Below are 23179 nucleotides of genomic sequence, written 5' to 3'. Positions count from 1 at the left end.
CGATGACGCTTGTCAGCTTCGTCGTCCCGGCCTATCGGGTGCAGGGCTACCTGCGGGAATGCCTGGACTCGATCCTCGCCCAACCGGTCGCCGACATCGAGGTGATCGGGATCGACGACTGCTCGCCCGACGGCAGCGGTGACATCCTCGCCGAGTACGCCGAACGCGACGAGCGGGTGACCGCCGTACGACTGGAGCGCAACGTCGGGCTGGGACCGGCGCGCAACGTCGGGCTGGACCGGGCCACCGGCGAATACGTCTGGTTCGTCGACGGCGACGACTGGCTGGCGGCGGACTGCCTGGTCGAGGTGGCCGCCCGACTGCGTCAGACCCGGCCGGACGTGCTGCTGGTCGACCACGTACGCGCGCACTGGGACGACACGGTGACCCGCAGCGCGATGGCCGAGGTCTTCCCCGTACCGCCGGGGCCGGTGACGTTCCGGCTGGTCGAGCGGCCGGAGACGGTGAACCTGCTGCACACCGCGTGGAATCGGCTGGTCCGCCGGCGGTTCCTGGCCGACGTGGGGCTGCGCTTCGCACCCGGCTGGTACGAGGACGTCTCGTTCAGCTATCCGGTGCTGCTGGCCGCCGACCGGATCGGCGTGCTGGACCAGGTCTGCCTGAACTACCGGCAGCGGCGGGCGGGGGCGATCACGAGAACCCGCGGCGAGCGTCACTTCGACGTGTTCGAGCAGTGGCACCGGGTGTTCCGGGAACTCGACCGGTTCGGTGCCGAGCAGCTGCGGCCGGCGATCTTCGAGCGGATGATGTGGCACTACCTGGTGGTGCTCGGCAACGGCGACCGGATCGGGCCGGAGCTGCGGCCGACCTTCTTCGCCCGGGTCGCCATCGAGCACGCCCGGTTCCGACCGCTCGACGGGCACCGGGTGCCGAGCGGGGTCGAAGGGCTCAAGCACCGGCTGGTGGCGGCCGGTCAGTGGCGTACGTTCAGCGCGTTGCGAGCCGCGAGCCGAGCGGGGGAAGCCGCCCGCCGGCTGGCCGGCCGGACCCGCCGACGGGTGCTGCCACCAGCCCGGCTCGGCGTGCGGCGGGCCCGCGACGCGGCGCTGCGCCAGTACCAGCGGGCCGAGCGACGCCGGCCGGTCGAGGACAACCTGGCCGTCTATGCCGCCTACTGGTACCGCGGCTACGCCTGCAATCCCGCCGCGATCTACGAAGCGGCCCGCCGGCTGGCACCGCAGGTCCGCGGCGTGTGGATCGTCCGGCGGGACCGAGTGCACACCCTGCCCGAGGGGGTGGAGTACGTGGTCGCGGGCACGCCCGCGTACCACCGGACGCTGGCGCGGGCCCGATGGCTGATAAACAACGTCAACTTCCCGGACTCGGTACGCAAGCGACCCGGCACGGTGCACGTGCAGACCCACCACGGCACCCCGGTCAAGGTGATGGGGCTGGACCAGCAGCGCTATCCGCTGGGCGCGGGCGGGATGGACTTCGCCGGCCTGCTGCGCCGGGTGGACCGGTGGGACTACAGCGTCACCTCGAACAGCTTCTCCACCCAGATGTGGGAACGCGCCTATCCGGCCGGGTACACCACACTGGAGGTGGGCTACCCGCGCAACGACCGGCTGGTCACCGCGACCGCCGAGGAGGTGCTGCGGCTGCGCGCGGAGTTCGACGCCGGCCTCGGTGAGCAGGTCGTGTTGTACGCGCCCACCCACCGGGAGCATCTGCCCCGGTACCGGCCGCCGTTCGACCCGGAGCGCTTCCTGGACGCGCTCGGCCCCGCCGGCCTGCTGCTGATGCGCAGTCACTACTTCCAGGACCGGAACCGGCAACGACCGCCTGCGGCGGCCCGTGGTCGCGTCCTGGACGTCAGTGCCCATCCCCGGGTCGAGGACCTGTACCTCGCCGCCGACGTGCTGGTCACCGACTACTCGTCGGCGATGTTCGACTACGCCGTCCTGGACCGGCCGATCGTCCTCTACGCGCCCGACTGGGACGCCTACCGGTTGACCCGGGGCGTCTACCTGGACATCGTCGCCGAGCCGCCCGGACCGGTGGCCCGGACCTTCACCGAGCTGCTCGACGTGTTCCGCTCGGGTGCGCTGCGCGCACCCGACGCCGAGCGGGCCCGGGCCCGCTTCCGGGAGCGGTTCTGCGCCCTGGAGGACGGGCGCGCCGCCGAGCGGGTGGTGCGCCGGGTGTTCCTCGGGGAGAACCCGGCCTGAGTTGGAAGTTCCGCACAATCGCCGCTAATCGATGGAACGTAATAGGTCTGTCACGATTCAAACATGGCACGTTTACCCGATGTGCCATCCGCATGATCCTGGCCACAGTCATTCGGGATTCCGTGGACGAGGTGGGGAGGAGACGGTGACCACCGTCGCACTCAAGGACGTCACGAAGGTTTTCCGCGACGGCACGGTCGCGGTCGACAGCATCAACCTGGACGTGAAGGACGGTGAGTTCATGGTGCTGCTCGGGCCGTCCGGCTGTGGGAAGTCGACGGTGCTGCGGATGGTCGCGGGCCTGGAGGACCCGACCTCCGGCGCGGTGATGCTCAACGGGGAACTGGCCAACGACCTGCCGCCCCGGGAGCGGAAGATCGCCATGGTCTTCCAGGACTTCGCGCTCTACCCGCACATGAGCGTCAACGACAACATCGCCTTCCCGCTCAAGCTGGCCGGGGTCGAGCCGACCCCGCGCGGCGAGCGGGTCACCGACGTGGCCAGCGCACTGGGCATCGGTGACGTGCTGGCCCGACGTCCCAGCCAGCTCTCCGGTGGCCAGCGGCAGCGGGTCGCGATGGGCCGGGCGATCGTCCGCCGGCCGGGGCTGTTCCTGATGGACGAGCCGCTGTCCAACCTGGACAGCGGGTTGCGCGCGGAGCTGCGGGCGGAGATCTCCGGGCTGACCCGCGAGCTGGGGGTCACCACCGTCTACGTGACGCACGACCAGGCCGAGGCGCTGACCATGGCCGACCGCGTCGCCATCATGCGCAAGGGTGTGCTCCAGGACGTGGGCACCCCGACCCAGGTGTACGGCCGGCCGGCGACCCTCTACGTGGCCGCGTTCCTGGGCAGCCCTCGGATGAACCTGCTGGAGGCGTCGGTCTACGTCCACCTCGATCGTTACGTCACCCTGACGCTCGGGGAACAGGCGCTCTACCTGCCCTGGGACGACATCCGCAGTCGGGCCGTGGCGCACTACCACGGCGAGCGGATCGTGGTCGGGATGCGAGCCGAGGCGCTCACCCCGGTCGCCCCGGACACCCCCGGTGACGTGCTCCAGGGTCGGATCCGCTACCTGGAACACCACGGCCACGAGTCGCTCGCCTTCCTCGACATCGGCGCGACCGCCATCATGGTGGACGACATCGGCGCCCCGGGGGACGCGGACGCGCCGCCCGGCCAGCGCGGCCTGCGCCGGTTCGGCCAGGTGATGCAGCGGATCACCGGCCGGGCCAGCGAGTCGACGACACCAGCGACCAACGGCACCCGGACCAGCGTGCTGCACGACCCGGGCCGGCACCACCGCCGCCCGGCCGAACTCGCGGTCCGGCTCGCCCCGTACCCTGCCGTCACCGCCGGCCACCCGCTCGCGGTCCAGGTACGCATGGACGCCCTGCACTTCTTCGACGAGCGCGGCGACCGCATCGACGTCGGCTGGCGCTGACCCCTGCCACGGTTCGCTCCTTGCCTGACGAAGTTACTGGCGGGTAGCTTGGCGGCATGACTATCGACTCGCGGCAGGTGGCGGCCGGCATGCTCGAGGCGGTGCCCTTCGCCCGTACGCTCGGCTTCGAATTCGTCGAGGTGGCCCCGGAGGCGGAGGGTTCGGTCCGGGCGGTGGTCCGGCTGCCCGACTCGCCGGCCACCCACAACCACATCGGTGGCCCGCACGCCGGGGCCATGTTCACCCTCGGGGAGACCGCCTCCGGTGCGGTGGTGCTCGCCGCCTTCGGTCACCTGCTCGACCGGGCCACGCCGCTGGCGGTGCGGGCGGAGATCGCGTACCGCAAGCTCGCCCTGGGCCCGGTGCGGGCGACGGCGCGGCTCGGCCGCGCGCCGGCCGAGGTGGTCGCGGAGTTGGAGGCCGGCGAGCGACCCGAGTTTCCGGTACGCGTGGAGATCGCCACCGAGGAGGGCAAGCCGACCTCGGAGATGACCGTCATCTGGACCCTGCGCCCGAACTGACCCCCAAGCTGGCCCGACATGCGGCATGTCGGGCCCTGCTGTCCCGAGGATTGCCCGACATGCCGCAAGCTGGGGCCTGCCCGCGCCGAGACCGTCGAGGGTCGTCGATGTTGCCGGATGGGGCCCAAGCGTGTTGGAATGACTCATATCGCCGCAGCGCGGGGGCAAACGCGCTGAGCACGGCCAGCACGGGAGCAACCCAGTGCCGGTTGCGCATCGCTCGGGCACCTGCCTGCGCGCCGCTCACCTGGGCCAACTTCACCGGTCACACCTACCCGGGCACGGTGGTCCACCGGTCGTATCACCGGCTGCTGTCTTCGCGTCGACCGAGATGGTCGAGCGTCGACGCGCCGGAGGCGTCCCAGCGGTCCGCAACGCACAGAACCGGCGACGAGGTGAGAAACGATCATGATTTCCCGGGAGAGTTTCGCAAGGTGGTTCCGGCACCGCTACGTGTGGGCGGCGGCGATCCTGCTGGTGGTGTCGACAGGTGCCGTCGTGCTGGTCAACTCGGCCACGTCGAAATCGGAGCCGCCGGACCTGCACGGGCAGATCACGAACTGGATGCGTACCACGCTGGAGGAGGCGGACCCGGAGCAGCACAACCACGCCGGGCACGACATCCAGCAGGTGGCGAACGGGGAAGAGACCAAGCCCGCGGTGATCTGCGGAGTGCACGTCTACGGCTACGAGCCGGCCGAGGTCACCGTGCTCGCCGACGTGCGGACGGTCTACGGCTTCCACCTCTGCGGGGTCGCCGAGCAGGGGCGCCCGTGGGACTGGGCGGTCAAACTGGCCGGCCCGGTGATCATCGACATGTCCACCGAACCCGCGGACATCCAGGTGGTCGAGGCGACCGAGGACACCAGGTTCATCGACCGGCTGCGGCAGATGTTCCCGGCCAAGTACGCGGAGCTGGCGGAGAAGGAGGCGCTGGAGCCGTCCGAGATGGCCGATCTACGCCGCCGGTACGACTCCGCGGCCGGACTCTGATCAACCCCGGGGCCGCGCCGGTATCAGCGGAAGTGTGTTTGCCGGTCCGCGTCCGCGGATAGATTGATACGATGCTCGGCCTGCCTGATCATGTGACCGCTGTTCTGTTCGACCTCGACGGTGTGCTCACGCAGACCGCCCGGGTGCACAATGCCGCCTGGACCGAGACCTTCGACGACTACCTGCGCCGGCGCTCGGCCACCACCGGTGAGCCGTACCGGCCGTTCGATCCGGGGCCGGACTATCACCGGTACGTCGATGGTCGCCCGCGTCTCGACGGGGTGCGGACCTTCCTCGCCTCCCGCGGCATCACCCTGCCCGAGGGCGCACCGGAGGACCCGCCGGGCGCCCAGACCGTGCACGGCCTCGGCAACCAGAAGAACACCATGGTGCTGGAGCGGATCCGCACGATCGGGGTGGACGTCTATCCCGGCTCGGTCGCGTACCTCAGGGCGGTGGCCGCGGCGGGGCTGCGGCGGGCGGTCGTCACGGCCAGCGCCAACGGCCGTGAGGTGGTCGCCGCCGCCGGCTTGGAGCCGCTGTTGGAGGCCCGGGTGGACGGCATCACCGCCCGAGCCGAGGGGCTACGCGGCAAGCCGTACCCGGACACCTTCCTCGCCGGAGCGAAACTGCTCGACGTGGTGCCGGAGAAGGCAGCCGTGGTCGAGGACGCGTTGGCCGGCGTCGAAGCCGGCCGGGCCGGCGGCTTCGGGTACGTGATCGGCGTGGACCGGGCCGGCCACGCCGACGAGCTGCGCGCGCACGGTGCCGACGTGGTGGTCGACGACCTCGCCGACCTGCTCGACACCGGGCGGCCCGAGTGATCCGGGAACGGGCGTACCCGGTCGAACCGTGGCACGTCCGGGAGACCCGGCTGGACATGGACGTGCTCGCCCAGTCCGAATCGGTGTTCGCGCTGTCCAACGGACACGTCGGCCTGCGCGGAAACCTGGACGAGGGTGAGCCGCACGGGCTGCCCGGCACCTACCTCAACTCGTTCTACGAGTTGCGGCCCCTGCCGTACGCGGAGGCCGGGTTCGGCTTCCCCGAGTCCGGCCAGACCATCGTCAACGTCACGAACGGCAAGCTCATCCGACTGATGGTCGACGACGAGCCGCTCGACGTGCGCTACGGCGAGGTGCTCGCCCACGAGCGGATCCTCGACATGCGCGCCGGCACCCTGCACCGGTCGCTGCACTGGCGTTCGCCGGCCGGACGCGAGGTCCGGGTGAACACCACCCGGCTGGTCTCCTTCCGGCAGCGCTCGGTGGCCGCGATCCGCTACGAGGTGGAGGTGGCCGACGACGAGCCGCTGCGGTTGATCATCCAGTCGGAACTGGTGGCCAATGAGACGTTGCCGCCGCAGAGCCGCGACCCGCGGGTCGCCGCCGTGCTCGAGTCGCCGTTGCAGGCGGAGGAGGAGCTGACCACTCCCGCCGGTGGGCTGCTGATCCACCAGACCAAGGTCTCCGGGCTGCGGGTCGCCGCCGCGATGGACCACGAGGTGGCCTCGCCGGCCCGGACGTCCGTCGGCTCCGAAGGCTACGAGGACTGGGTCCGCACCACCGTGGCCTGCGTACTGGAGCCGGGGCAGAAGCTCCAGGTGGTCAAGTACCTGACCTACGGTTGGTCCAGTCGGCGTTCCCTGCCGGCGCTGCGCGACCAGGTCGGCGCCGCGTTGGCCGCGGCGAAGCTGGACGGCTGGGACGGACTGGTTCGTGAGCAGCGGGAGTACCTGGACGAGTTCTGGGACGCCGCCGACGTCGTGGTGGACGGGGATCCGGAGGTGCAGCAGGCGGTCCGGTTCGGCCTGTTCCACGTGCTCCAGGCAGGCGCACGGGCGGAGCGCCGGCCCATCTCGGCCAAGGGGCTCACCGGCCCGGGGTACGACGGGCACGCCTTCTGGGACACCGAGATGTTCGTCCTGCCGGTGCTGACATACACCCACCCGGCCGCCGTCCGGGACGCGCTGTACTGGCGTTTCTCCACGCTGGAGCAGGCCCGGGAACGGGCGCGCACGCTCAATCTGGCCGGTGCCGCCTTTCCGTGGCGCACCATCGAGGGGCCGGAGTCGTCGGGGTACTGGCCGGCGGGCACCGCCGCGTTCCACATCGCGGCGGGCATCGCCGACGCGCTGCGGCGCTACGTGCTGGTGACCGGCGATCGGCAGCTGGAGCGGGAGATCGGGCTGGAGCTGCTGGTGGAGACCGCGCGGCTGTGGCGCTCGCTCGGGCACCACGACCGCGCCGGCAACTTCCACGTCGACGGGGTCACCGGTCCCGACGAGTACACCGCCGTCAAGAACGACAACATCTACACGAACCTGATGGCCCAGCGGAACCTGCTGACCGCCGCCGAGGCGGCGTCGCGGTACCGCGACGAGGCGTTCCACCTCCGGGTGACCGACGAGGAGGCCGCCGCGTGGCGGGACGCCGCCGCGGCCATGCACATCCCGTACGACGAGGAGCTGCGCGTCCACCAGCAGGTGGAGGGTTTCACCCGGTTGCAGGAGTGGGACTTCGAGCAGACCCCACCGGACAAGTACCCGTTGTTGTTGCACTATCCGTACTTCGACCTGTACCGCAAGCAGGTGATCAAGCAGGCCGACCTGGAGTTGGCCATGCACTGGCGGGGCGACGCCTTCACCAGCGAGGAGAAGCTGCGCAACTTCCTCTACTACGAGCGCCGTACGGTCCGCGACTCGTCACTGTCGGCCTGCACCCAGGCGGTGCTGGCGGCCGAGGTCGGCTACGCCGATCTGGCGCACAGCTACCTGCGTGAGGCCGCGCTGATGGACCTGCACGACCTGAACGAGAACACCCGGGACGGGGTGCACATGGCCTCACTCGCGGGTGCCTGGATCGCACTGGTCGCCGGATTCGGCGGCCTGCGGGACCATGACGGGACGCTGTCGTTCGCGCCGTGCCTGTCCAGCCGGCTCAACGCCCTGTCCTTCTCGCTCCAGTGGTGCGGCATGCGGCTGCGGGTCGACGTACGCGGCCACGACACGACGTACGCCCTGCACCACGCCGCCCCGGACGCGGTGATCGAGCTGCGTCACCACGGCAACCAGGTGCGCGTCACCTGCGACGAGCCGGTGACCGTACCGAATCCACCGCCGCGTACGGACCTGCCGACGCCGGAGCAGGCGCCCGGTAGGGCACCCCTGCTCCGGCTGCCGGAGAACCCGGCCTGACCCGCTGCCGCGTCGTCAGATGGGCTCGCCCTGGGAAGGGCGACCGGTGGCGTCGTGGGGCGACCTCGCCCGGGGATCGTCGGCCGAACGTGCCTGGGCCGCGTCGTCCGCCCAGTCCCGTCCGTGCCGGTCGTCCTGTTCCCGCCGGTCACGTTCGGCGGCGGCCTGCACGGGCTCGCGCTGGTGATGCGCCATGACGGTCCTCGCGATCTGTCGGCGGCGCCGGTGACGCCGGTCCGTCTCTGGTCAACCGTCGGCTACCCGGCGCCCTCCGGCGCAAACCCACTCGCCGGACGCCCGGGGCGTGTTGTCGGCCGGGCCGGGTATCCGGGTCGGCGAGACAGCCGATGGGAGGCGAGATGGACGTGCGCGGCGAAGCGGCGACGATCCCGGCGGGTGGGGTCCTGCTCCCGGCGGACCTGCTGGTGCCGGCGGAGCCGGCCGGTGCGGTGCTGTTCGCGCACGGCAGCGGCAGCTCCCGGCACAGTCCGCGCAACGCGGCGGTGGCGCACCAGCTCAACAAGGCGGGGCTCGGCACCGTCCTGGTGGATCTACTGACTCCGGCCGAGGACGAACTGGACGCGGTCACCGCCGAGCTGCGCTTCGACATCGGCCTGCTGGCCGACCGTCTCGCCGGAATCGTGGACTGGCTGGCCACCGAGCGGCCGTTCGGGCCGAGCCTGGTGGGTCTCTTCGGCGCGAGCACGGGAGCCGCCGCCGCGCTCGTCGCCGCCGCGCGACGACCGGATCTGGTACGCGCGGTGGTGTCCCGCGGTGGTCGTCCCGACCTGGCCGGCTCGGCGCTGGGCCAGGTGCACGCCGCCACCCTGCTGCTTGTCGGCGGTCTCGACGAGCAGGTGATCACGCTCAACGAACATGCGCTCGGTCAACTGACGTCCCGATCCGAGCTGCGCGTGATTCCGGGTGCGACGCACCTGTTCGAGGAGCCGGGCACGCTGGACCAGGTCGCCGAGGCGGCAGCCGACTGGTTCCACGACCACCTGCACCCGCAACCCGCCTCCGCCTGAGACACCCTCAGGCGGGTTCGGGATCGCCTCCGGCCGGCGACGATCCCGAGGGGGCGGTCGACGGGCGGGCCGGTGGCTTCTTCGATGGCGGCGGGTCGGGCGCCGGTGGGCCGGACGCCGAATCGGACCCGTCCGCGGCAGCCTGCCGTTGACGCTGGACGCTGTCGACGACCCGCCAGGCGACCGCAACGATCGGAACCGCGACGAAGGCGCCCGCGATGCCGGCGATGAGGGTGCCGGCGGTCACCGCGACCAGGATCACCACCGGGTGCAGCCGTACCTGGCGCTTCATCACCAGCGGCTCCAGCAGGTTGCCTTCGATCTGCTGGACGGCGATCACGGCGGCCAGGGTGAGCAGGGCGGTGGTGGGCCCGTTGGCGGCCAGGGCCACCAGCACCGCGACCGCGCCAGCCACGGTGGCACCGACGATCGGCACGAACCCGCCGATGAACGTGATCAGCGCCAGCGGGAACGCCAGCGGCACCCTGAGCAGTACCAGCGCCAAGCCGATACCGATGGCGTCGATGGCCGCGATCAGCATGGTGCCCCGGCTGTACGAGCCCAGGGTGTGCCAGCCGGTGCGACCCGCCTCGGCGGCGATGTCCCGGTTGGGCCCGGCGGCCCGGCGCAACGTCCAGCGCCACATCTCCCGGCCGTCCTTGAGCAGGAAGAACAGCAGCACCAGAGCGAGCAGGATCGAGCCGACCACCTCGGCCACCGTGCGGGCGCTGGCGACCGGGTCCACCTGCTGCTGGCTGATCGCCTGGCGCAACTGGGCGAGCAGGCTGTCCAACTGTTGGTCACTGACCGGCAGGGTGGAGGTGACGAAGTCCCGGGTGCGCTCCAGCCCCTGACGCAGTTCCTCCCCCAACTCGCTGAACTGGTCGGCGGTCAGACTCCACACCAGCGCGCCGACGCCGCCCAGGATGCCGAGCAGGAGCAGGACGCTGAGCAGGGCGGCGAGCGCGGCTGGCAGCCGCAGGCGACGCAACGCCAGTTGCACCGGATCGAGCAGTGCGGCGAGGAAGAGGGTCGCGGCCACGGCGATGGCCAGCGGGGTGACCAGCAGCGTGATCCGGGCCAGCAGGTAGAGCCCGGCGGAGATCACTACCAGGCAGGCGCTCCACACCACCGCGGATCGGACCAGCCAGGGCAGGGCGGCCCAGGTCTGGCGTGGTCCGGCGCCCCGCACCGCCGTCCTATCGGGCTGGTTCCCGTCATCGCTTGCGACCACGTCGGCCCTCCTCAGTGTCCGGCGTGGTCGGTACCCGGTCGACGTCCTTCCGACACTAGTTGCCGACGACCGGCCCGGAGGGCGTTCGGCTCGCGAGACCCGACTCAGTACGCGGCGACCGGTGCCCGGCCGACGACCGCCGGGATCTCCCGGGTCTGCTCGGCGGCGCCGGGTGTGGTCAGCGGCAGGACCGACTCGCGCTCCTCCACCACCGGCACCAGGGCGGCGGCCGCTTCCTCGCGCAGGCTGCGGGCCGCCGCGGCGGCGAGTTCCGCGGCCCGCCAGGTGGCCTGCTCCCGTTCCCGGGCCGCCCGCTGCCGGGCCAGGAGGTGGTCGCGTACCGCCCGGCGCAGCATCAACTCCTGCTCCACCGGGTGCAACCGGGGATCCCAGCCGCGATGCGCGAAGACGTCGCTGAGCTGCTCCACCGACAGTTCCCGCCGCCAGTACGCGTCCAGGGCGGCCCGGTGCAGCCAGCGCTCCCGGTCGGCGTACTCGGCGGGGGTGCGGGCGGTCTGCGGCAACGGCATGCCGGCGGCGCGGGAGAGCCGGCGTACGTCCGCCTCGGCTGCCTCGTACGACCGCCACGCCTGCTCGGCCTCGTCCTGTGCGGCGAGCCACTCGTCGCGCCGGTGCCGGGCGGTGGCGTCGGCCCGGTCCGCCGCGATCGTGACCTCCTCGGCCCAGCGCTCCTGGTCACGTCGGTGCTCGGCGTGGTCCGACCCACTCGGCAGAGCGGCCTCGCGGATGCGGACGCCGGCGTCGAAGCGGAAGAGTCGGGGTCGTAGCAGCAGGCCGGTGACGGCGAGGGTCACCAGGCCGAGCAGGCCCAGCCAGATGGCCGCGGCCCGGGGCGCGTCGAGCAGGACGGAGGACAGGGCGGTAGGCATCATCAACACCTCGCGGTCGGGATGAGTCGTCGACTGTGGTGGACGCGGGTCGTGGCGGCTGGCCGGGCACGGCGGCGTCGGTGCCGTGCCGGGGGCGGCCGGATCAAGCTCGCCGGGGATGCCCCGGGCCACCGTTGGATGCCGGCGGTGTGGTCGGCCGCTGGCGTCTGGCGCGGGCGGCGTCACCGGGCTTCCCGGTCGGGCTGCCGTCGGTCAGTCGGTCGGCGGACCACGCCGGGTCGGCTCGCCCGCGCGGACGGCGCGTGCCGAGGCGATGTGGCTGTCCGTCGGTGCGGCGTCGGCCGACGTGTCGTCGGTGTCCTCGGGCCGGACCGGCGCGGTGGCGGCGGGCGCTCGCCAATCCGGGCCGGCGTCGACCGCCCGCGCGGGCTCGACGGCGGGCCGGACGGCCGGCACCGCGGTGGACGGCGAGCCGAGGGCGACGGTGGCGGTCGGTGGTGACACGGCGGTGGACCGGGCCGGCGGATCGGCCGCAACGGCCCCGCCGAGACCGACGGCGAGCACCAGCGACGCCAGCGCCAGTCGGGTCAGCTCGCGCAGTGCGCGCAGCGTCGCCGGCCACAGTGGACGGGCGAACGCGGGAGACGGCACGGACCCAACCTATCCCGCCTTCGGCGGGATCGCAGCGCCGCGTTCGTCCGGGGTGGGTGAAGCGCGCCACGTCGTCCGATCAGGAGGTCCGTCGACTCACCCCTCGGCGGTGCCGGTGACCTGTTCCTTGGTGAAGAGGGCCAGCAGGTCGCCGACCTCGTGGTCGGCCTCCGCCGGGTGCCGGAACCGTCCGGCGGGGTTCAGGGTGTACTCGTTGCGCCGACCCACCCGGGTGCGGTGCAGGTAGCCGCCGGCCTCCAGGTCGGCGACGATCGCCTGGGCGGCACGCTCCGTGACGCCGACCTCGGTCGCGACGTCCCGTAGCCGGGCGGTGGGGTTACGGGCGATGGCGAGCAGGACGTGCGCGTGGTTCGTGAGAAACGTCCAGTTCCGCGCGTTTTCCCGTGCGTCAGTGCTCGCCATGTCCGCCATCGTATGACCTGCCGTTCGGCTACCTCGGCTCGCGCCGTCGCCGATACCGGCCCGGCCGAGCGCAAGCGTCGACTGATGCATGAAACACATATCACGTATAGCTTGACGTGCGTTATGCCGCGTGTGACCGTGATGGCAGCCCGTGACCAGCGCCGGCCGGGATGACCAGGCATTCCTCCCAGAGATGAGGTGCAGCTGGATGAGTCGACCCGGAACGCCCGGTACGCAACCCGGTCCGGACCGCGAGGTGCTCAGCGCGGATCATCCCGGTGCCCCGCAGCGGGCCCTCGCCGAACTGCTCGCCGGCAACCGTCGATTCGTCACCGACGCGCTGCGGCATCCCAACCAGAACGCCGGGCGTCGGGCCGCCGTCGCGGCCGAGCAGCATCCCTTCGCGGTGATCGTCGGCTGTTCCGACTCCCGGCTCGCCGCCGAGATCATCTTCGATCGCGGGCTGGGTGACCTCTTCGTGGTCCGTACCGCCGGGCACACCGTCGGGCCGGAGGTGCTGGGCAGCGTGGAGTACGCGGTGGCCGTGCTGGGTACGCCGCTGGTGGTGGTGCTGGGTCACGACTCGTGCGGCGCCGTCCAGGCGGCCCGCGAGGCACTGGCCACCGACACCACGCCCCCCGGGCATCTGGGTGCCGTGGTCGACGCGGTGGTGCCGAGCCTGCGCCGAGCGCAGGACGCCGGGGTGCAGGAGCTGGACGAGATCGTGGACATCCACATCGCGCGAACCGTCGAGACGATGCTGGATTCCTCGGCGACCCTCGCGGCGGAGGTGGCTGCCGGGCGGTGCGCGGTGGTCGGCATGTCGTACCGGCTGGCCGCCGGCGAGGTGCGGGCGGTCGCCGCGGAACCCGCCGAACTGGCCGGCTTGATGGCGACCGCGCCCTGATCCGCGACCGACGACGTCCGGAACGACGAGGGCCGTCCCGCCTCGGTTGGCGGGACGGCCCTCGGTGCGTCGCGTGGGGCGGTCAGAGCAGTGACACGTGCACGTGGTCCGTGTGGTTGGACGGGCCGCTGTAGGAACTCCAGCGTTCCGTCGCCGCGAACCAGATCTGGCGGTTCCAGATCACGTAGTAGACGCCCAGCCGGTCGGCGTTGCGGACCAGGAAGGCCGCCAGGTTGTTGCCGTAGATCCGGGTGTCGTTGTTGTGCCACGGGCTGAAGCCGCTGTTCTGCAACGACCAGTCACAGGCCCGACCCTTGGGGTGCTCGAACTTGTCACCCGGTCGGAAGCAGCCGACGAACCGGTTGAACCCGGCCCGCTTGACCTCCTTGTACATGTGCAGCGTCCGGGGCGTGATGCAGCCCGACGTGGTGGGGTCGTTCTGGCTGCACGACTCGGGCTTCCACCCGCCGTCCGAGGACCGGTTCGGCCCGATCCGGGCCACCGGCGAGGTGGCGTCCACCAGTCCGCCGGTCAGGCCGACACCGCCGACCAGCCGGAGGGACTTCTCCGCCTCGCTCTTCTTGCGCGCCATGTCGTTGGTCAGCTTCTTCTGCTCGCGCACCTCGGCGTCGAGCGCGAGCTTGGCCTGCTCGGCGCGGAGCTTTATCGCGTTGACCTCGCCCAGCTTCTTGTCGTTCACCAGGTTCAGCTCGTCGAGTGCCGAGGCCCGGTTGATGAACGAGTCCGGTGCGCCGCTCTGCAACAACATGGCGATCGCGCCGACCCGGCCGGTCCGGTAGGACTGGGTGGCGATCTCGGCGACCTGCGGAGCGAGCGCGTCCAGGTCGGCCTGCGCGGCACGGACCTCGACCGCCAGCTGGAGCTGGCGCTTCTTGGACTTCTCCAGCTTGGCCTTGGCCTTTGAGTAGTCCCGGGTGGTCGCCTCGATCAGATCGTTGAGCATCGGCGGGTCGTCGTCGTGCTCCGCCGGTTTGGGGTCGTTCGGTGCGGCCGTGGCCGGCATCGGGCCGGCGAACACGGCGAACGCGGCGAACACGGCCACCACGGGTGTCAACCAGCGGCGTAGGGGTGCCGTCACTGTTTTCCCTTCCATCGACCGCCGACCGGGTTAGCTGACGGGTTCGGGACGGAAGTGGCCCCTACCGCTTTCGCGGATTCACCCCACCTACCTGGGTCCCCGGCTCGCCTGAGGGCGATTGGGCGGTGGCACCGCAGGCGCCGCTGCGCGCCTTCGGCGGTGACCGGCAGTGAGGTTACCCGACAGTCCATCTGTGCTTCTACGCCCCGAACCCGACTAGATGCGTCATTTCGTAATCGCTTTGAGTGACCAGCGACACGGTTTCGAGCCGCATCGGCAGGGGCGGTCACGTTGAGGAGTGTCACCATGTGGTGTCCGTGCTCCTGTCCGGGTCGGGCCACCCCGAGGGGGTGGCGGGGGACGTGTTTCGGGTGGGTGGGGTGCTCAGGGCGCGGAGCGCCTCGGCCCGGTCCGTCGCCGGCCGGGGGACCAGGGGGGTGGGTTCGCCAGTGCGGGCACCAGCCTCGCCGCGTCCGGCGGTGGTGACGACCGCCGCCAGCGCCGTGGTCAGCGGCACCGCGGCGATCAGCCCGAGCGTGGCCACCACGCTCCGGACGATCTCCGTGGTGAGGAACTCGCTGGTCACGATCTGGCCCAACGCGCGGGAGTCCGCGGTCAGCAGGAGCAGCAGTGGCAGCGAGGCGCCGGCGTACGCCAGCACGATGGTGTTCACCACCGACGCGATGTGGGCTCGGCCGACCCGGGTGGCCGCGCGGTACAGCTCCCGGCGGGAGAGGTTCGGGTTGGCGTGGCGTAGCTCGTTGACCGCGGCGGCCTGGGTGACCGTGACGTCGTCGAGCACGCCCAGCGAGCCGATGATGATGCCGGCCAGCAGCAGGCCGTGCAGGTCGACATCCCCCCGGAACATGGACAGGGTGGTGGCGTCCTCGCTGCCGAATCCGGTCAGGTGGGTGGCCCCGGTGGCGGCCAGCCCGAGCAGCCCGGTGAGGACCAGACTGGCGAGCGTGCCGAGCACGGCCACCGAGGTCTGCGCGGAGATGCCGTGGGTCAGGTACAGCACCACGAACATGATCAACGAGGCGCCGACGATGGCGACCGCGAGCGGCGGCTGGCCGGCGCTGATGCCGGGCAGCACGAAGGTCAGCAGGATCGCGAAGCTGGCCGCCAGGCCGCCCAGCGCCGCCAGGCCCCGTAGCCGCCCGAAGGCGACGATGGCGGCGGCGAAGAGCACGGCCAGCCACACCAGCGGCTTGCCGCGCTGGTGTTCGGCGATGTTGTAGGTGCTGACCGACGGATCCTCCGGGTCGACGAGCGAGACCAGGATGATGTCGTCGCCGACGTCGACGCGGGGTGCCCCCGGCCCGGCCGGGATGGGCGTCTGCACGTCCTGTCCGGCGTCCGGGCCGGTCTGCACTCGCACGGTGACCGTGCCGCAGGGGCCCGCCGCGGTCGTCGGGGTGCCCTCGGGCACCACCGGGTTGGGCGGGCAGGGCTCGCTCACCACCCGGGTGACCGTGCCGTGGTAGCGGGGGGCGTCGTCGGTGGCCTCGGGACGCGGGGCGTCCCGGGGCCAGAGCACGATCGCGGCGACCAGGGTGGCGAGGAAGAGGGGGACCACCGTCACGACGAGGATCCGCCGCACCCGGGGCGGGGTGGGCGGAGCGGAACGGGTGTGGTCGGCGCCCATTCAGTGTCTCCCAACGATTTCAGGGCTGAGTACGTGTCGATGGGCGAGACGGTTCAGTGCCGCCGGACGACCGTGTCGAAGGGCAGCCCGAATGGCCGGAAGGTGGCGGGGCGGCTGCGTACCGTGAGCTGTGGAGGGGTTCGCGACGGCGGCAGGGGCGGGTGCCCGCCGGCGACCTCGGGCCGCGCGGCACGGATTTCGGCTGGCCATCGTGTGCGAATGGTAACCAGCCCGAACTCGCGACGCCGTTCGCGAGGGTATGTCGGCGGGTCGGATCAGCCGCGCTTCATGAGCCGGCCCACGGCGGCCATCATCTCGGTCGCCATCTCGTCGGCGCGTCCCTCGGCGGCACCTTCGTGCATGCAGTGCCGGGCGTGCCCGTCGAGCAGACCGAGGGCGACCTTGTCCAGCGCGGCCTGGATGGCGGAGATCTGGGTGAGCACGTCGATGCAGTAGCGATCGTCGTCGACCATCTTCTCGATGCCGCGCACCTGGCCCTCCACGCGGCGCAGCCGGGCCAGGAGTTGGTCCTTGCTGGCGGTGTAACCACGGATCGGCGCGGGTGTGCTCATGCCGACAAGGATAGCCTACCCCCAGGGGGTATGGTACGGTCGATGTCGTAGATACCCCCTACGGGTATCGGGTGGTGCTCGGCCACCCTGGCGAGCTGGTGAGGAGAGTCGCATGGTCAGCACGACGTACCAGGTGCAGGGCATGACCTGCGGGCACTGCGTCAACGCGGTCAGCACCGAGATCGGTGCGATCGAGGGAGTCAGCGACGTCCAGGTGGACCTGGCCACCGGTCAGGTGACCGTCACCAGTGACCAACCGCTCTCCGGTGACGCGGTGCGTGCCGCGGTGGACGAGGCCGGATACGAGCTGGTCGGCGCCTGAGCCGGCCGGCAGGCGGAAACCGAGGAGTCGAGCATGAACACGGCGACGAGGCTGAGCGGTTTCGTGCTCGGCCTGGCGGCGGTCTTCGGCGCGGCGTACGGGGTGGGGCAGCTGACCGGCCCGGTGAACGTGCTCGCCGCCGACCACGACAGTGCGGGCGCCGGTCACGGGGGTGACGTCCGCGCCGAGGGCGACACCGGCCGAGCGGCGGGGCCGGTCGGGCACGGTGAAGGGGAGGCCGGGCAGCTGCCCGGCGGCCTGCTCGTCTCAGACCGCGGCTACTCCCTGGTGCCGGTCGACGCGCCGCCGGGTGAATTCGCGTTCCGGATCACCGGCCCCGACGGCCGCCCCGTGACCGGATACGACGTCAGCCACGACGAACGGATGCACCTCATCGTGGCCCGCCGCGACCTGTCCGGCTTCCGGCACGTCCATCCGGAGCTGGCCGCCGACGGCACCTGGCGGATCGCCTCGCCGCTGGACTCCCCGGGGGTGTGGCGGGCCTTCGCGGACTTCACCCCGACCGGCGGTGACCCCATGACGCTCGGCGTCGACGTGACCGTCCCCGGCGCGCTGACCGAGCGAGAGCTGCCCGCTCCGGCGAGCAGCGCCACCGTCGACGGTTACACGGTCACCCTGGCCGGCACCCCACGGCCCGGGCACTCCACCACGCTGACGTTGACCGTCAACCGCGACGGCGCGCCGGTGACCGATCTGGAGCCGTACCTCGGCGCGTACGGTCACCTGGTCGCGCTGCGCCGGGGCGACCTCGCCTACCTGCACGTACACCCCGAGGGTGCCCCGGGCGACGGGCGGACCGCCCCCGGACCGCAGGTCAGCTTCGCCACCGAGTTCCCCTCGGCCGGCACGTACCGGCTCTACCTCGACTTCCGGCACCGAGGCGTGGTGCGTACCGCCGAGTTCACGGTGCGGGTCGGTGACCCGGGCGGTGCCGCCGCGCCGACCGACGGGCTCGCGACCCCCGGACCCGAGGACGGGCACGGCAGCCCCGGGCACGGGCACGACTGACGGGACCAACCATGAGCACGAGCCGACCCCTGACCGCCGCGCCGCACCTGATCGAGCTGGCCATCGGCGGGATGACCTGCGCGTCCTGCGCCGCCCGGATCGAGAAGAAGCTCAACCGGATGGACGGCGTGCAGGCCACCGTCAACTACGCCACCGAGAAGGCGACGGTCTCCTACGCCGACCCGGTCACCCCGGACGACCTGGTCGCCACGGTCGAGAAGACCGGCTACCAGGCCAGCCTGCCGCCACCGCCCACCCCGGCCGGGCCGGCAGCCGCCGAACCGGTGGACCCGCTGCCCGCCCTGCGTACCCGGTTGTGGGTCTCGGTGGCGCTGAGCGTCCCGGTGATCGTGTTGGCCATGGTGCCGGCCTGGCAGTTCACCTACTGGCAGTGGCTGTCGCTGACCCTGGCCGCCCCGGTGGTGGTCTACGGCGGGCTGCCCTTCCACCGGGCCGCGCTGGTCAACCTGCGGCACGGCGCCGCGACCATGGACACCCTGGTGTCGCTGGGCACGCTGGCCGCCCTGGGCTGGTCGGTGTGGGCGCTGTTCCTCGGCACCGCCGGCACCCCGGGAATGACCCATCCGTTCAGTTTCGACATCGGCCGCACCGACGGCTCCGGCAACATCTATCTGGAGGCCGCCGCCGGGGTGACCACCTTCATCCTCGCCGGCCGTTACTTCGAGGCGCGGGCGAAGCGAACCGCCGGGGCGGCTCTGCGGGCGCTGCTGGAACTGGGCGCCCGGGACGTGTCCGTGCTCCGTGACGGCGTGCAGACCCGGATACCGGTGGACCAGCTCGTGGTGGGCGACCGCTTCGTGGTGCGGCCCGGCGAGAAGATCGCCACCGACGGGACGGTGGAGGAGGGTTCCTCGGCGGTCGACGCCAGCCTGGTCACCGGCGAGTCGGTACCGGTCGAGGTGGCAACGGGTGACGCGGTGATCGGCGGCTGCGTCAACGCCGGTGGGCGACTGGTGGTCACCGCGACCCGGGTCGGTGCCGACACCCAGCTCGCCCAGATGGCCCGCCTGGTCGAGCAGGCGCAGAGCGGCAAGGCCGCCGCCCAGCGGCTCGCCGACCGCATCTCCGGGGTCTTCGTGCCGATCGTGATCGCGCTGGCCGCCGGCACACTCGGCTGGTGGCTGGGCGCCGGTGCCGGACCGGCCGCCGCGTTCACCGCCGCCGTGGCAGTGCTGATCATCGCCTGTCCGTGCGCCCTCGGTCTGGCCACACCGACCGCGTTGCTGGTCGGCACCGGCCGTGGCGCACAGCTCGGCGTACTGATCAAGGGGCCAGCGGCGCTGGAGTCCACCCGGCGGGTGGACACCGTGGTGCTCGACAAGACCGGCACCGTGACCACCGGCCGGATGAGTCTGCTCGCGGTGACCCCCGCCGGCGGCGAGCGACGCGACGAGGTGCTGCGGTTGGCCGCCGCCCTGGAGAGCGGCTCGGAGCACCCGGTCGCCCGGGCGGTGGTGGCCGGGGCCGCCGAGGTCGGCGCGCTGCCGCCGGTCACCGACTTCACCAACGTGGCCGGACTGGGCGTCTCCGGCACCGTGGACGGCCGTCAGGTGCTGCTCGGCCGGGGCCGGCTGCTGCGCGAGCGGGGTCTGGTCGTACCGGACGACCTTGCCGGGGCGGCGACCGACGCGGAGGCGGCGGGGCGTACGGCGGTGCTGGTGGGCTGGGACGGCCGGGCCCGGGGCCTGCTCGCCGTCGCCGACCAGGTGAAGCCGACCAGCCCGGAGGCGGTACGGCGGCTGCGGGCGCTCGGCCTGAAACCCGTGCTGCTCACCGGTGACAACGTCACGGTCGCCCGGGCGGTGGCCGCCGAGGTGGGCGTCGACGAGGTGATCGCGGAGGTGCTGCCGACGGAGAAGGTCGAGGTGGTCGCCCGGTTGCAGGGCGAGGGCCGGGTGGTGGCGATGGTCGGCGACGGGGTCAACGACGCCGCCGCGCTGGCCCGGGCGGATCTCGGCCTGGCGATGGGCACCGGCACCGACGTCGCGATCGAGGCGTCGGACCTGACTCTCGTCCGGGACGACCTGCTGGCCGCGGTGGACGCCATCCGGCTGGCCCGCAACACCCTCGGCACCATCAAGGGCAACCTGTTCTGGGCGTTCGCCTACAACGTGGCGGCTTTGCCGCTGGCCGCCGCCGGGCTGCTCAACCCGATGATCGCGGGGGCGGCGATGGCGTTCTCGTCGGTGTTCGTGGTGGCCAACAGCCTCCGGCTGCGCCGGTTCCGCGCGGTTTCCTGAATTTCCGGTTGGTTGCCGTCCTGCTGGGTACCTGACTGTACGTAGCGACAGGCACCCCCGGGAGGCTGACATGGGCGTCGAGGACAAGTTCAACAACACTGCCGAGAACACCGGTGGCAAGATCAAGGAAGGCGTGGGTCGCGCCACCGACGACGAGCAGCTGGAGGCCGAGGGTCGTGGCGACCAGATGAGCGCCAACCTCAAGCAGGCCGGCGAGAAGATCAAGGACGCGTTCCGCAAGTAGTCAGGTACGCGGCACGGACGCCGGGTCGGCTCACGCCGGCCCGGCGTTCCGCTGTGCTCAGGCGCCCAACGGCCGGCCGCCGGTGAGTCGCAGGGTGAACCCCTCGGCGTCGCGATGGTAGGTGACGTGGTTGCAGGACTGGTGGGTGATCCACAGGCCCAACCCGCCCGGCGTCCCGTTGACCGACGGCAGCAGCCCGGCGTACGGATCCTGCGGCCCGGTACCGGCATCGCTGACGGTGGCCACGATCCGGTCCGCGCCCACCCACAGCCGGAACCGGACCGGGGGACGACCGTGCCGCAGCCCATTGGTGACGGTTTCGCTGACGGCGACGACGAAGTCGTCGAACTCGTCGTCCGGTAGCCCGCCCTGGCCGGCCTGGTGCACGGCCGCGCGAGCCTGCGCCGCCGTCGGGCCGAGCAGATCGACAAGAGGCGGGGCCGCCTGGATCGGGTCGGGTGGCATCGGGCGCACCTGGCGGAGGAACGTCTCCGGGGCGAGGTAGTCGCCACTCGGCACGTGCCGCCCGTCGGGGGTGGCGAAGCACGGGTGGGTGGCGGCGACGTCGGCCAGCACGCCGGGTGCGGTGGTCCGGGTGTCGTACGCGCACATGCTCCACAACGGCCAGTCGTCGTACGCGCGGTTGATCGCCGACTCGTACCGGGCCCACCAGTCCCAGGTGGGGCCGAGACCGAGCGGCGGCACCTCGCCGATGATCCGGATCTGGGTGGCGCCGTCGGCGACCAGGTCGGCGAGGAGCTGGCGGTACATCCGGATGGCGGCGGTGGGCCGGCCGTAGACGTCACCGCCGGACAGGAACTCGACCTTCGTGTCGGCGGGCAACGCGGCGCGGACCAGGTTGCCGGTGCGTTCGCCGAGCGCGACGAACGTGGGCTCGCTCGCCTCGACGCCGCCGACCAGGAACGGCACCACGACGGCCAGCAGTTCCTCGTCGGAGCCGTAACAGACAGCCTCATGGAAGTAGCCGGTGCGCCCGGCGGCCGCGCCGGTCCTCACCTAGCCACCTCCACCCGCACGTCGGGCAGGTCCAGCAGGGCGGCGAGCCGGGCCACCCCGGGGCGGGCGGCCCGCAGCACGACGGTCGCGTGCCGGTCCCGGGCGTACTCGCTCAGGTGGATGAGCGCCCGGTGGTCGAGGAAGCGGAGCCCGTGGGCGTCCAGCACCAGTTCGTCCTCGACGGGTCGCAGATCCGCGCGGTCCAGCGCGGTGCGGAACAGGTCATGGTTGGACGGGTCCAGCTCACCGGCGAGAGCGGTCTGTCCCTGGCTCAGCGGTACGGCGTACAACCGGAACAGCAGCTGGCCGAGGTTGTGTTCCGGGTGCAGGCAGGCCAGCTCGGCGACCGCCGACTCGCCCAGCCGCGAGCGGTCGTACGCGCACATGGCCCGGAACGCCTCGGTGCGCATCATCTCGTTCACCCGATGCTCGTAACGGGCGAACGCGTCGCGCTGAGCGGGGGTGCGGACCAGTTCAGTGGCGTCGGCGGCCACCCGCAGGCCGGTGTATCCGTCGGCCACCGCCTCCCGGGTGGCGCTGCGGTAGGCCGCCACCTGGCTCGCCGGATCGATCGTCGCCGTGCGGCCGTACGCGCCGTCGAGGGAGCGGACCTGGGCGGCACCCGTCAGCAGTGCGTCGGCGAAGTCCCGGGTACCGAGCAACTGGTCCCGGACCGGCTCGGCGGGACCGGAGACGACGAACCAAACCCGCTCGCCGGCCGCCAACCCGTCGCGTAGGAACTCCACGGCATGGGTCATGAACCCGGCCGGGTCGTCGTAGGCCCAGCACAGGTGCCGGTATCGCGGCGGTTGGTCAGTCAGCACGGCACTCCGCTCGCTCACGTGAGGTGCCCCATCAGTGCAGTCTACGGCGTCGTCCGGGGCAGGCCCCAGACGCAGGTCCTCCGGTTGTCGGCCCGGCCGGGAACCAACCGGCGGTTTCGACCGACCAATACGGCGATGACAGCCGTGACCGACGACATCAGCGAACATGCGCTTGCCGCGGGCCGGGGCGACCACGCCGCCGCGGCGGCTTTCGTGCGGGCCACCCAGCACGACGTACGGCGGTTCCTGTCCCACCTGCCCGGCGTCCGGGAGGTCGACGACCTGGTCCAGGAGACGTACCTGCGGGCCTGGCGGGCACTACCGTCGTTCGCGGGTCGGTCCACGGCACGGACCTGGCTGCTGGCCATCGCCCGCCGGGTCGCGGTGGACCAGGTGCGCGCCGCCACCTGCCGGCCACGGACCGCGAACCTCGGCGACTGGCAGGCCGCCGCCGAGAGCACGCCGACCGGAGTACGCGCCGGGGTGGACGAGCAGGTGGTGCTGCGTCGGCTGCTCGACGGCCTCGCGCCCGAGCGTCGGGAGGCGTTCGTGGCGACCCAACTGCTCGGCCTGTCGTACGCCGAGGCCGCGAAGGTGTGTGACGTGCCGGTCGGCACCATCCGGTCCCGCGTGGCCCGGGCCCGGGAGGACCTGGTCGCGGCGATCCGGTCGGTCGAGCCGCCGCCCGCCCGCCCTGGTGCCGCCGGTTGAGTAGTTCGT

Annotated in this window: 23 protein-coding genes and 1 riboswitch; of the genes, 13 read left to right on the top strand and 10 right to left on the bottom strand. The window is 72.0% G+C overall.

Features of this window, described 5'->3' with window-relative positions:
- Positions 1–2 precede the first annotated feature (2 nt).
- From O7605_RS17460 to O7605_RS17435, 6 genes are all read left to right on the top strand, one after another.
- On the top strand, positions 3–2192 hold the full coding sequence (locus O7605_RS17460; RefSeq protein WP_269740166.1) for a bifunctional glycosyltransferase/CDP-glycerol:glycerophosphate glycerophosphotransferase: 2190 nt from the start codon (positions 3–5) through the stop codon (positions 2190–2192).
- A gap of 145 nt (positions 2193–2337) precedes the next feature.
- The gene (locus O7605_RS17455) at positions 2338–3639 is read left to right on the top strand and encodes an ABC transporter ATP-binding protein (RefSeq protein ID WP_164446392.1); all 1302 of its coding nucleotides are present in this window, start codon (positions 2338–2340) and stop codon (positions 3637–3639) included.
- A 56-nt stretch (positions 3640–3695) separates the two neighbouring features.
- Positions 3696–4160: a DUF4442 domain-containing protein gene (locus O7605_RS17450; RefSeq protein ID WP_164446391.1), complete on the top strand. Its 465-nt coding sequence runs from the start codon at positions 3696–3698 to the stop codon at positions 4158–4160.
- Between the two features lie 408 nt (positions 4161–4568).
- Positions 4569–5153, top strand: a complete 585-nt coding sequence (locus tag O7605_RS17445) for a hypothetical protein (protein WP_164446390.1) — start codon at positions 4569–4571, stop codon at positions 5151–5153.
- 71 nt (positions 5154–5224) lie between these two features.
- Complete coding sequence (locus tag O7605_RS17440; RefSeq protein WP_269740165.1) at positions 5225–5977, top strand: HAD family hydrolase; 753 nt, start codon at positions 5225–5227, stop codon at positions 5975–5977.
- Entirely contained in the window at positions 5974–8349 is a 2376-nt protein-coding gene (locus O7605_RS17435) for a glycoside hydrolase family 65 protein (RefSeq protein ID WP_269740164.1), read from the top strand. The genes O7605_RS17440 and O7605_RS17435 overlap by 4 nt, the downstream gene beginning before the upstream one ends.
- Positions 8350–8364: 15 nt before the next feature.
- On the opposite strand, the gene O7605_RS17430 is transcribed toward O7605_RS17435, so the two are convergent.
- Positions 8365–8544: a hypothetical protein gene (locus O7605_RS17430; RefSeq protein ID WP_269740163.1), complete on the bottom strand. Its 180-nt coding sequence runs from the start codon at positions 8542–8544 to the stop codon at positions 8365–8367.
- A gap of 164 nt (positions 8545–8708) precedes the next feature.
- On the opposite strand from O7605_RS17430, the gene O7605_RS17425 reads away from it, so the two are divergent.
- Positions 8709–9377: a dienelactone hydrolase family protein gene (locus tag O7605_RS17425; protein ID WP_269740162.1), complete on the top strand. Its 669-nt coding sequence runs from the start codon at positions 8709–8711 to the stop codon at positions 9375–9377.
- Positions 9378–9384: 7 nt separating this feature from the next.
- Here the strand turns inward: O7605_RS17425 and O7605_RS17420 are convergent, their stop codons facing one another.
- From O7605_RS17420 to O7605_RS17405, 4 genes are all read right to left on the bottom strand, one after another.
- Positions 9385–10611, bottom strand: a complete 1227-nt coding sequence (locus tag O7605_RS17420; RefSeq protein WP_269740161.1) for an AI-2E family transporter — start codon at positions 10609–10611, stop codon at positions 9385–9387.
- Between the two features lie 104 nt (positions 10612–10715).
- Positions 10716–11501: a hypothetical protein gene (locus O7605_RS17415; RefSeq protein ID WP_269740160.1), complete on the bottom strand. Its 786-nt coding sequence runs from the start codon at positions 11499–11501 to the stop codon at positions 10716–10718.
- A 213-nt stretch (positions 11502–11714) separates the two neighbouring features.
- Positions 11715–12113, bottom strand: a complete 399-nt coding sequence (locus O7605_RS17410; protein WP_269740159.1) for a hypothetical protein — start codon at positions 12111–12113, stop codon at positions 11715–11717.
- Between the two features lie 96 nt (positions 12114–12209).
- On the bottom strand, positions 12210–12545 hold the full coding sequence (locus O7605_RS17405; protein WP_269740158.1) for a helix-turn-helix transcriptional regulator: 336 nt from the start codon (positions 12543–12545) through the stop codon (positions 12210–12212).
- Positions 12546–12744: 199 nt separating this feature from the next.
- On the opposite strand from O7605_RS17405, the gene O7605_RS17400 reads away from it, so the two are divergent.
- Positions 12745–13443: a carbonic anhydrase gene (locus O7605_RS17400; RefSeq protein ID WP_269740157.1), complete on the top strand. Its 699-nt coding sequence runs from the start codon at positions 12745–12747 to the stop codon at positions 13441–13443.
- A gap of 82 nt (positions 13444–13525) precedes the next feature.
- Here O7605_RS17400 and O7605_RS17395 read toward each other — a convergent pair whose 3' ends face one another.
- From O7605_RS17395 to O7605_RS17385, 3 genes are all read right to left on the bottom strand, one after another.
- Positions 13526–14542, bottom strand: coding sequence for a coiled-coil domain-containing protein (locus tag O7605_RS17395; RefSeq protein ID WP_269740156.1), 1017 nt, complete (start codon positions 14540–14542; stop codon positions 13526–13528).
- A gap of 4 nt (positions 14543–14546) precedes the next feature.
- A riboswitch (cyclic di-AMP (ydaO/yuaA leader) is annotated at positions 14547–14677 on the bottom strand.
- A 166-nt stretch (positions 14678–14843) separates the two neighbouring features.
- Positions 14844–16190, bottom strand: coding sequence for a YibE/F family protein (locus tag O7605_RS17390; protein ID WP_269740155.1), 1347 nt, complete (start codon positions 16188–16190; stop codon positions 14844–14846).
- 275 nt (positions 16191–16465) lie between these two features.
- Positions 16466–16762: a metal-sensitive transcriptional regulator gene (locus O7605_RS17385; protein WP_099847797.1), complete on the bottom strand. Its 297-nt coding sequence runs from the start codon at positions 16760–16762 to the stop codon at positions 16466–16468.
- Between the two features lie 112 nt (positions 16763–16874).
- On the opposite strand from O7605_RS17385, the gene O7605_RS17380 reads away from it, so the two are divergent.
- From O7605_RS17380 to O7605_RS17365, 4 genes are all read left to right on the top strand, one after another.
- On the top strand, positions 16875–17084 hold the full coding sequence (locus O7605_RS17380; RefSeq protein WP_269740154.1) for a heavy-metal-associated domain-containing protein: 210 nt from the start codon (positions 16875–16877) through the stop codon (positions 17082–17084).
- Positions 17085–17117: 33 nt separating this feature from the next.
- Complete coding sequence (locus O7605_RS17375) at positions 17118–18113, top strand: hypothetical protein (RefSeq protein ID WP_269740153.1); 996 nt, start codon at positions 17118–17120, stop codon at positions 18111–18113.
- An 11-nt stretch (positions 18114–18124) separates the two neighbouring features.
- On the top strand, positions 18125–20374 hold the full coding sequence (locus O7605_RS17370) for a heavy metal translocating P-type ATPase (RefSeq protein ID WP_269740152.1): 2250 nt from the start codon (positions 18125–18127) through the stop codon (positions 20372–20374).
- 70 nt (positions 20375–20444) lie between these two features.
- Complete coding sequence (locus tag O7605_RS17365; RefSeq protein WP_269740151.1) at positions 20445–20618, top strand: CsbD family protein; 174 nt, start codon at positions 20445–20447, stop codon at positions 20616–20618.
- Positions 20619–20675: 57 nt separating this feature from the next.
- Here the strand turns inward: O7605_RS17365 and O7605_RS17360 are convergent, their stop codons facing one another.
- Both O7605_RS17360 and O7605_RS17355 read right to left on the bottom strand, forming a co-directional pair.
- Positions 20676–21635 (bottom strand): sensor histidine kinase, encoded by a 960-nt coding sequence (locus O7605_RS17360; protein WP_269740150.1) that lies wholly within the window; start codon positions 21633–21635, stop codon positions 20676–20678.
- Positions 21632–22477, bottom strand: a complete 846-nt coding sequence (locus tag O7605_RS17355; RefSeq protein ID WP_269740149.1) for an MEDS domain-containing protein — start codon at positions 22475–22477, stop codon at positions 21632–21634. Before O7605_RS17355 ends, O7605_RS17360 begins: the two co-directional genes overlap by 4 nt.
- Positions 22478–22603: 126 nt before the next feature.
- Here O7605_RS17355 and O7605_RS17350 point away from each other — a divergent pair, with 126 nt between their 5' ends.
- Positions 22604–23170 carry a sigma-70 family RNA polymerase sigma factor gene (locus tag O7605_RS17350; protein ID WP_269742668.1) on the top strand — a complete coding sequence of 189 codons (567 nt, stop codon included), beginning with the start codon at positions 22604–22606 and terminating at the stop codon, positions 23168–23170.
- Positions 23171–23179 lie beyond the last annotated feature (9 nt).

Source organism: Verrucosispora sp. WMMA2121, from assembly GCF_027460185.1.
Taxonomy (GTDB): Bacteria; Actinomycetota; Actinomycetes; order Mycobacteriales; family Micromonosporaceae; genus Micromonospora; species Micromonospora palythoicola.
This window is presented reverse-complemented; position numbering and strand designations above follow the sequence as displayed.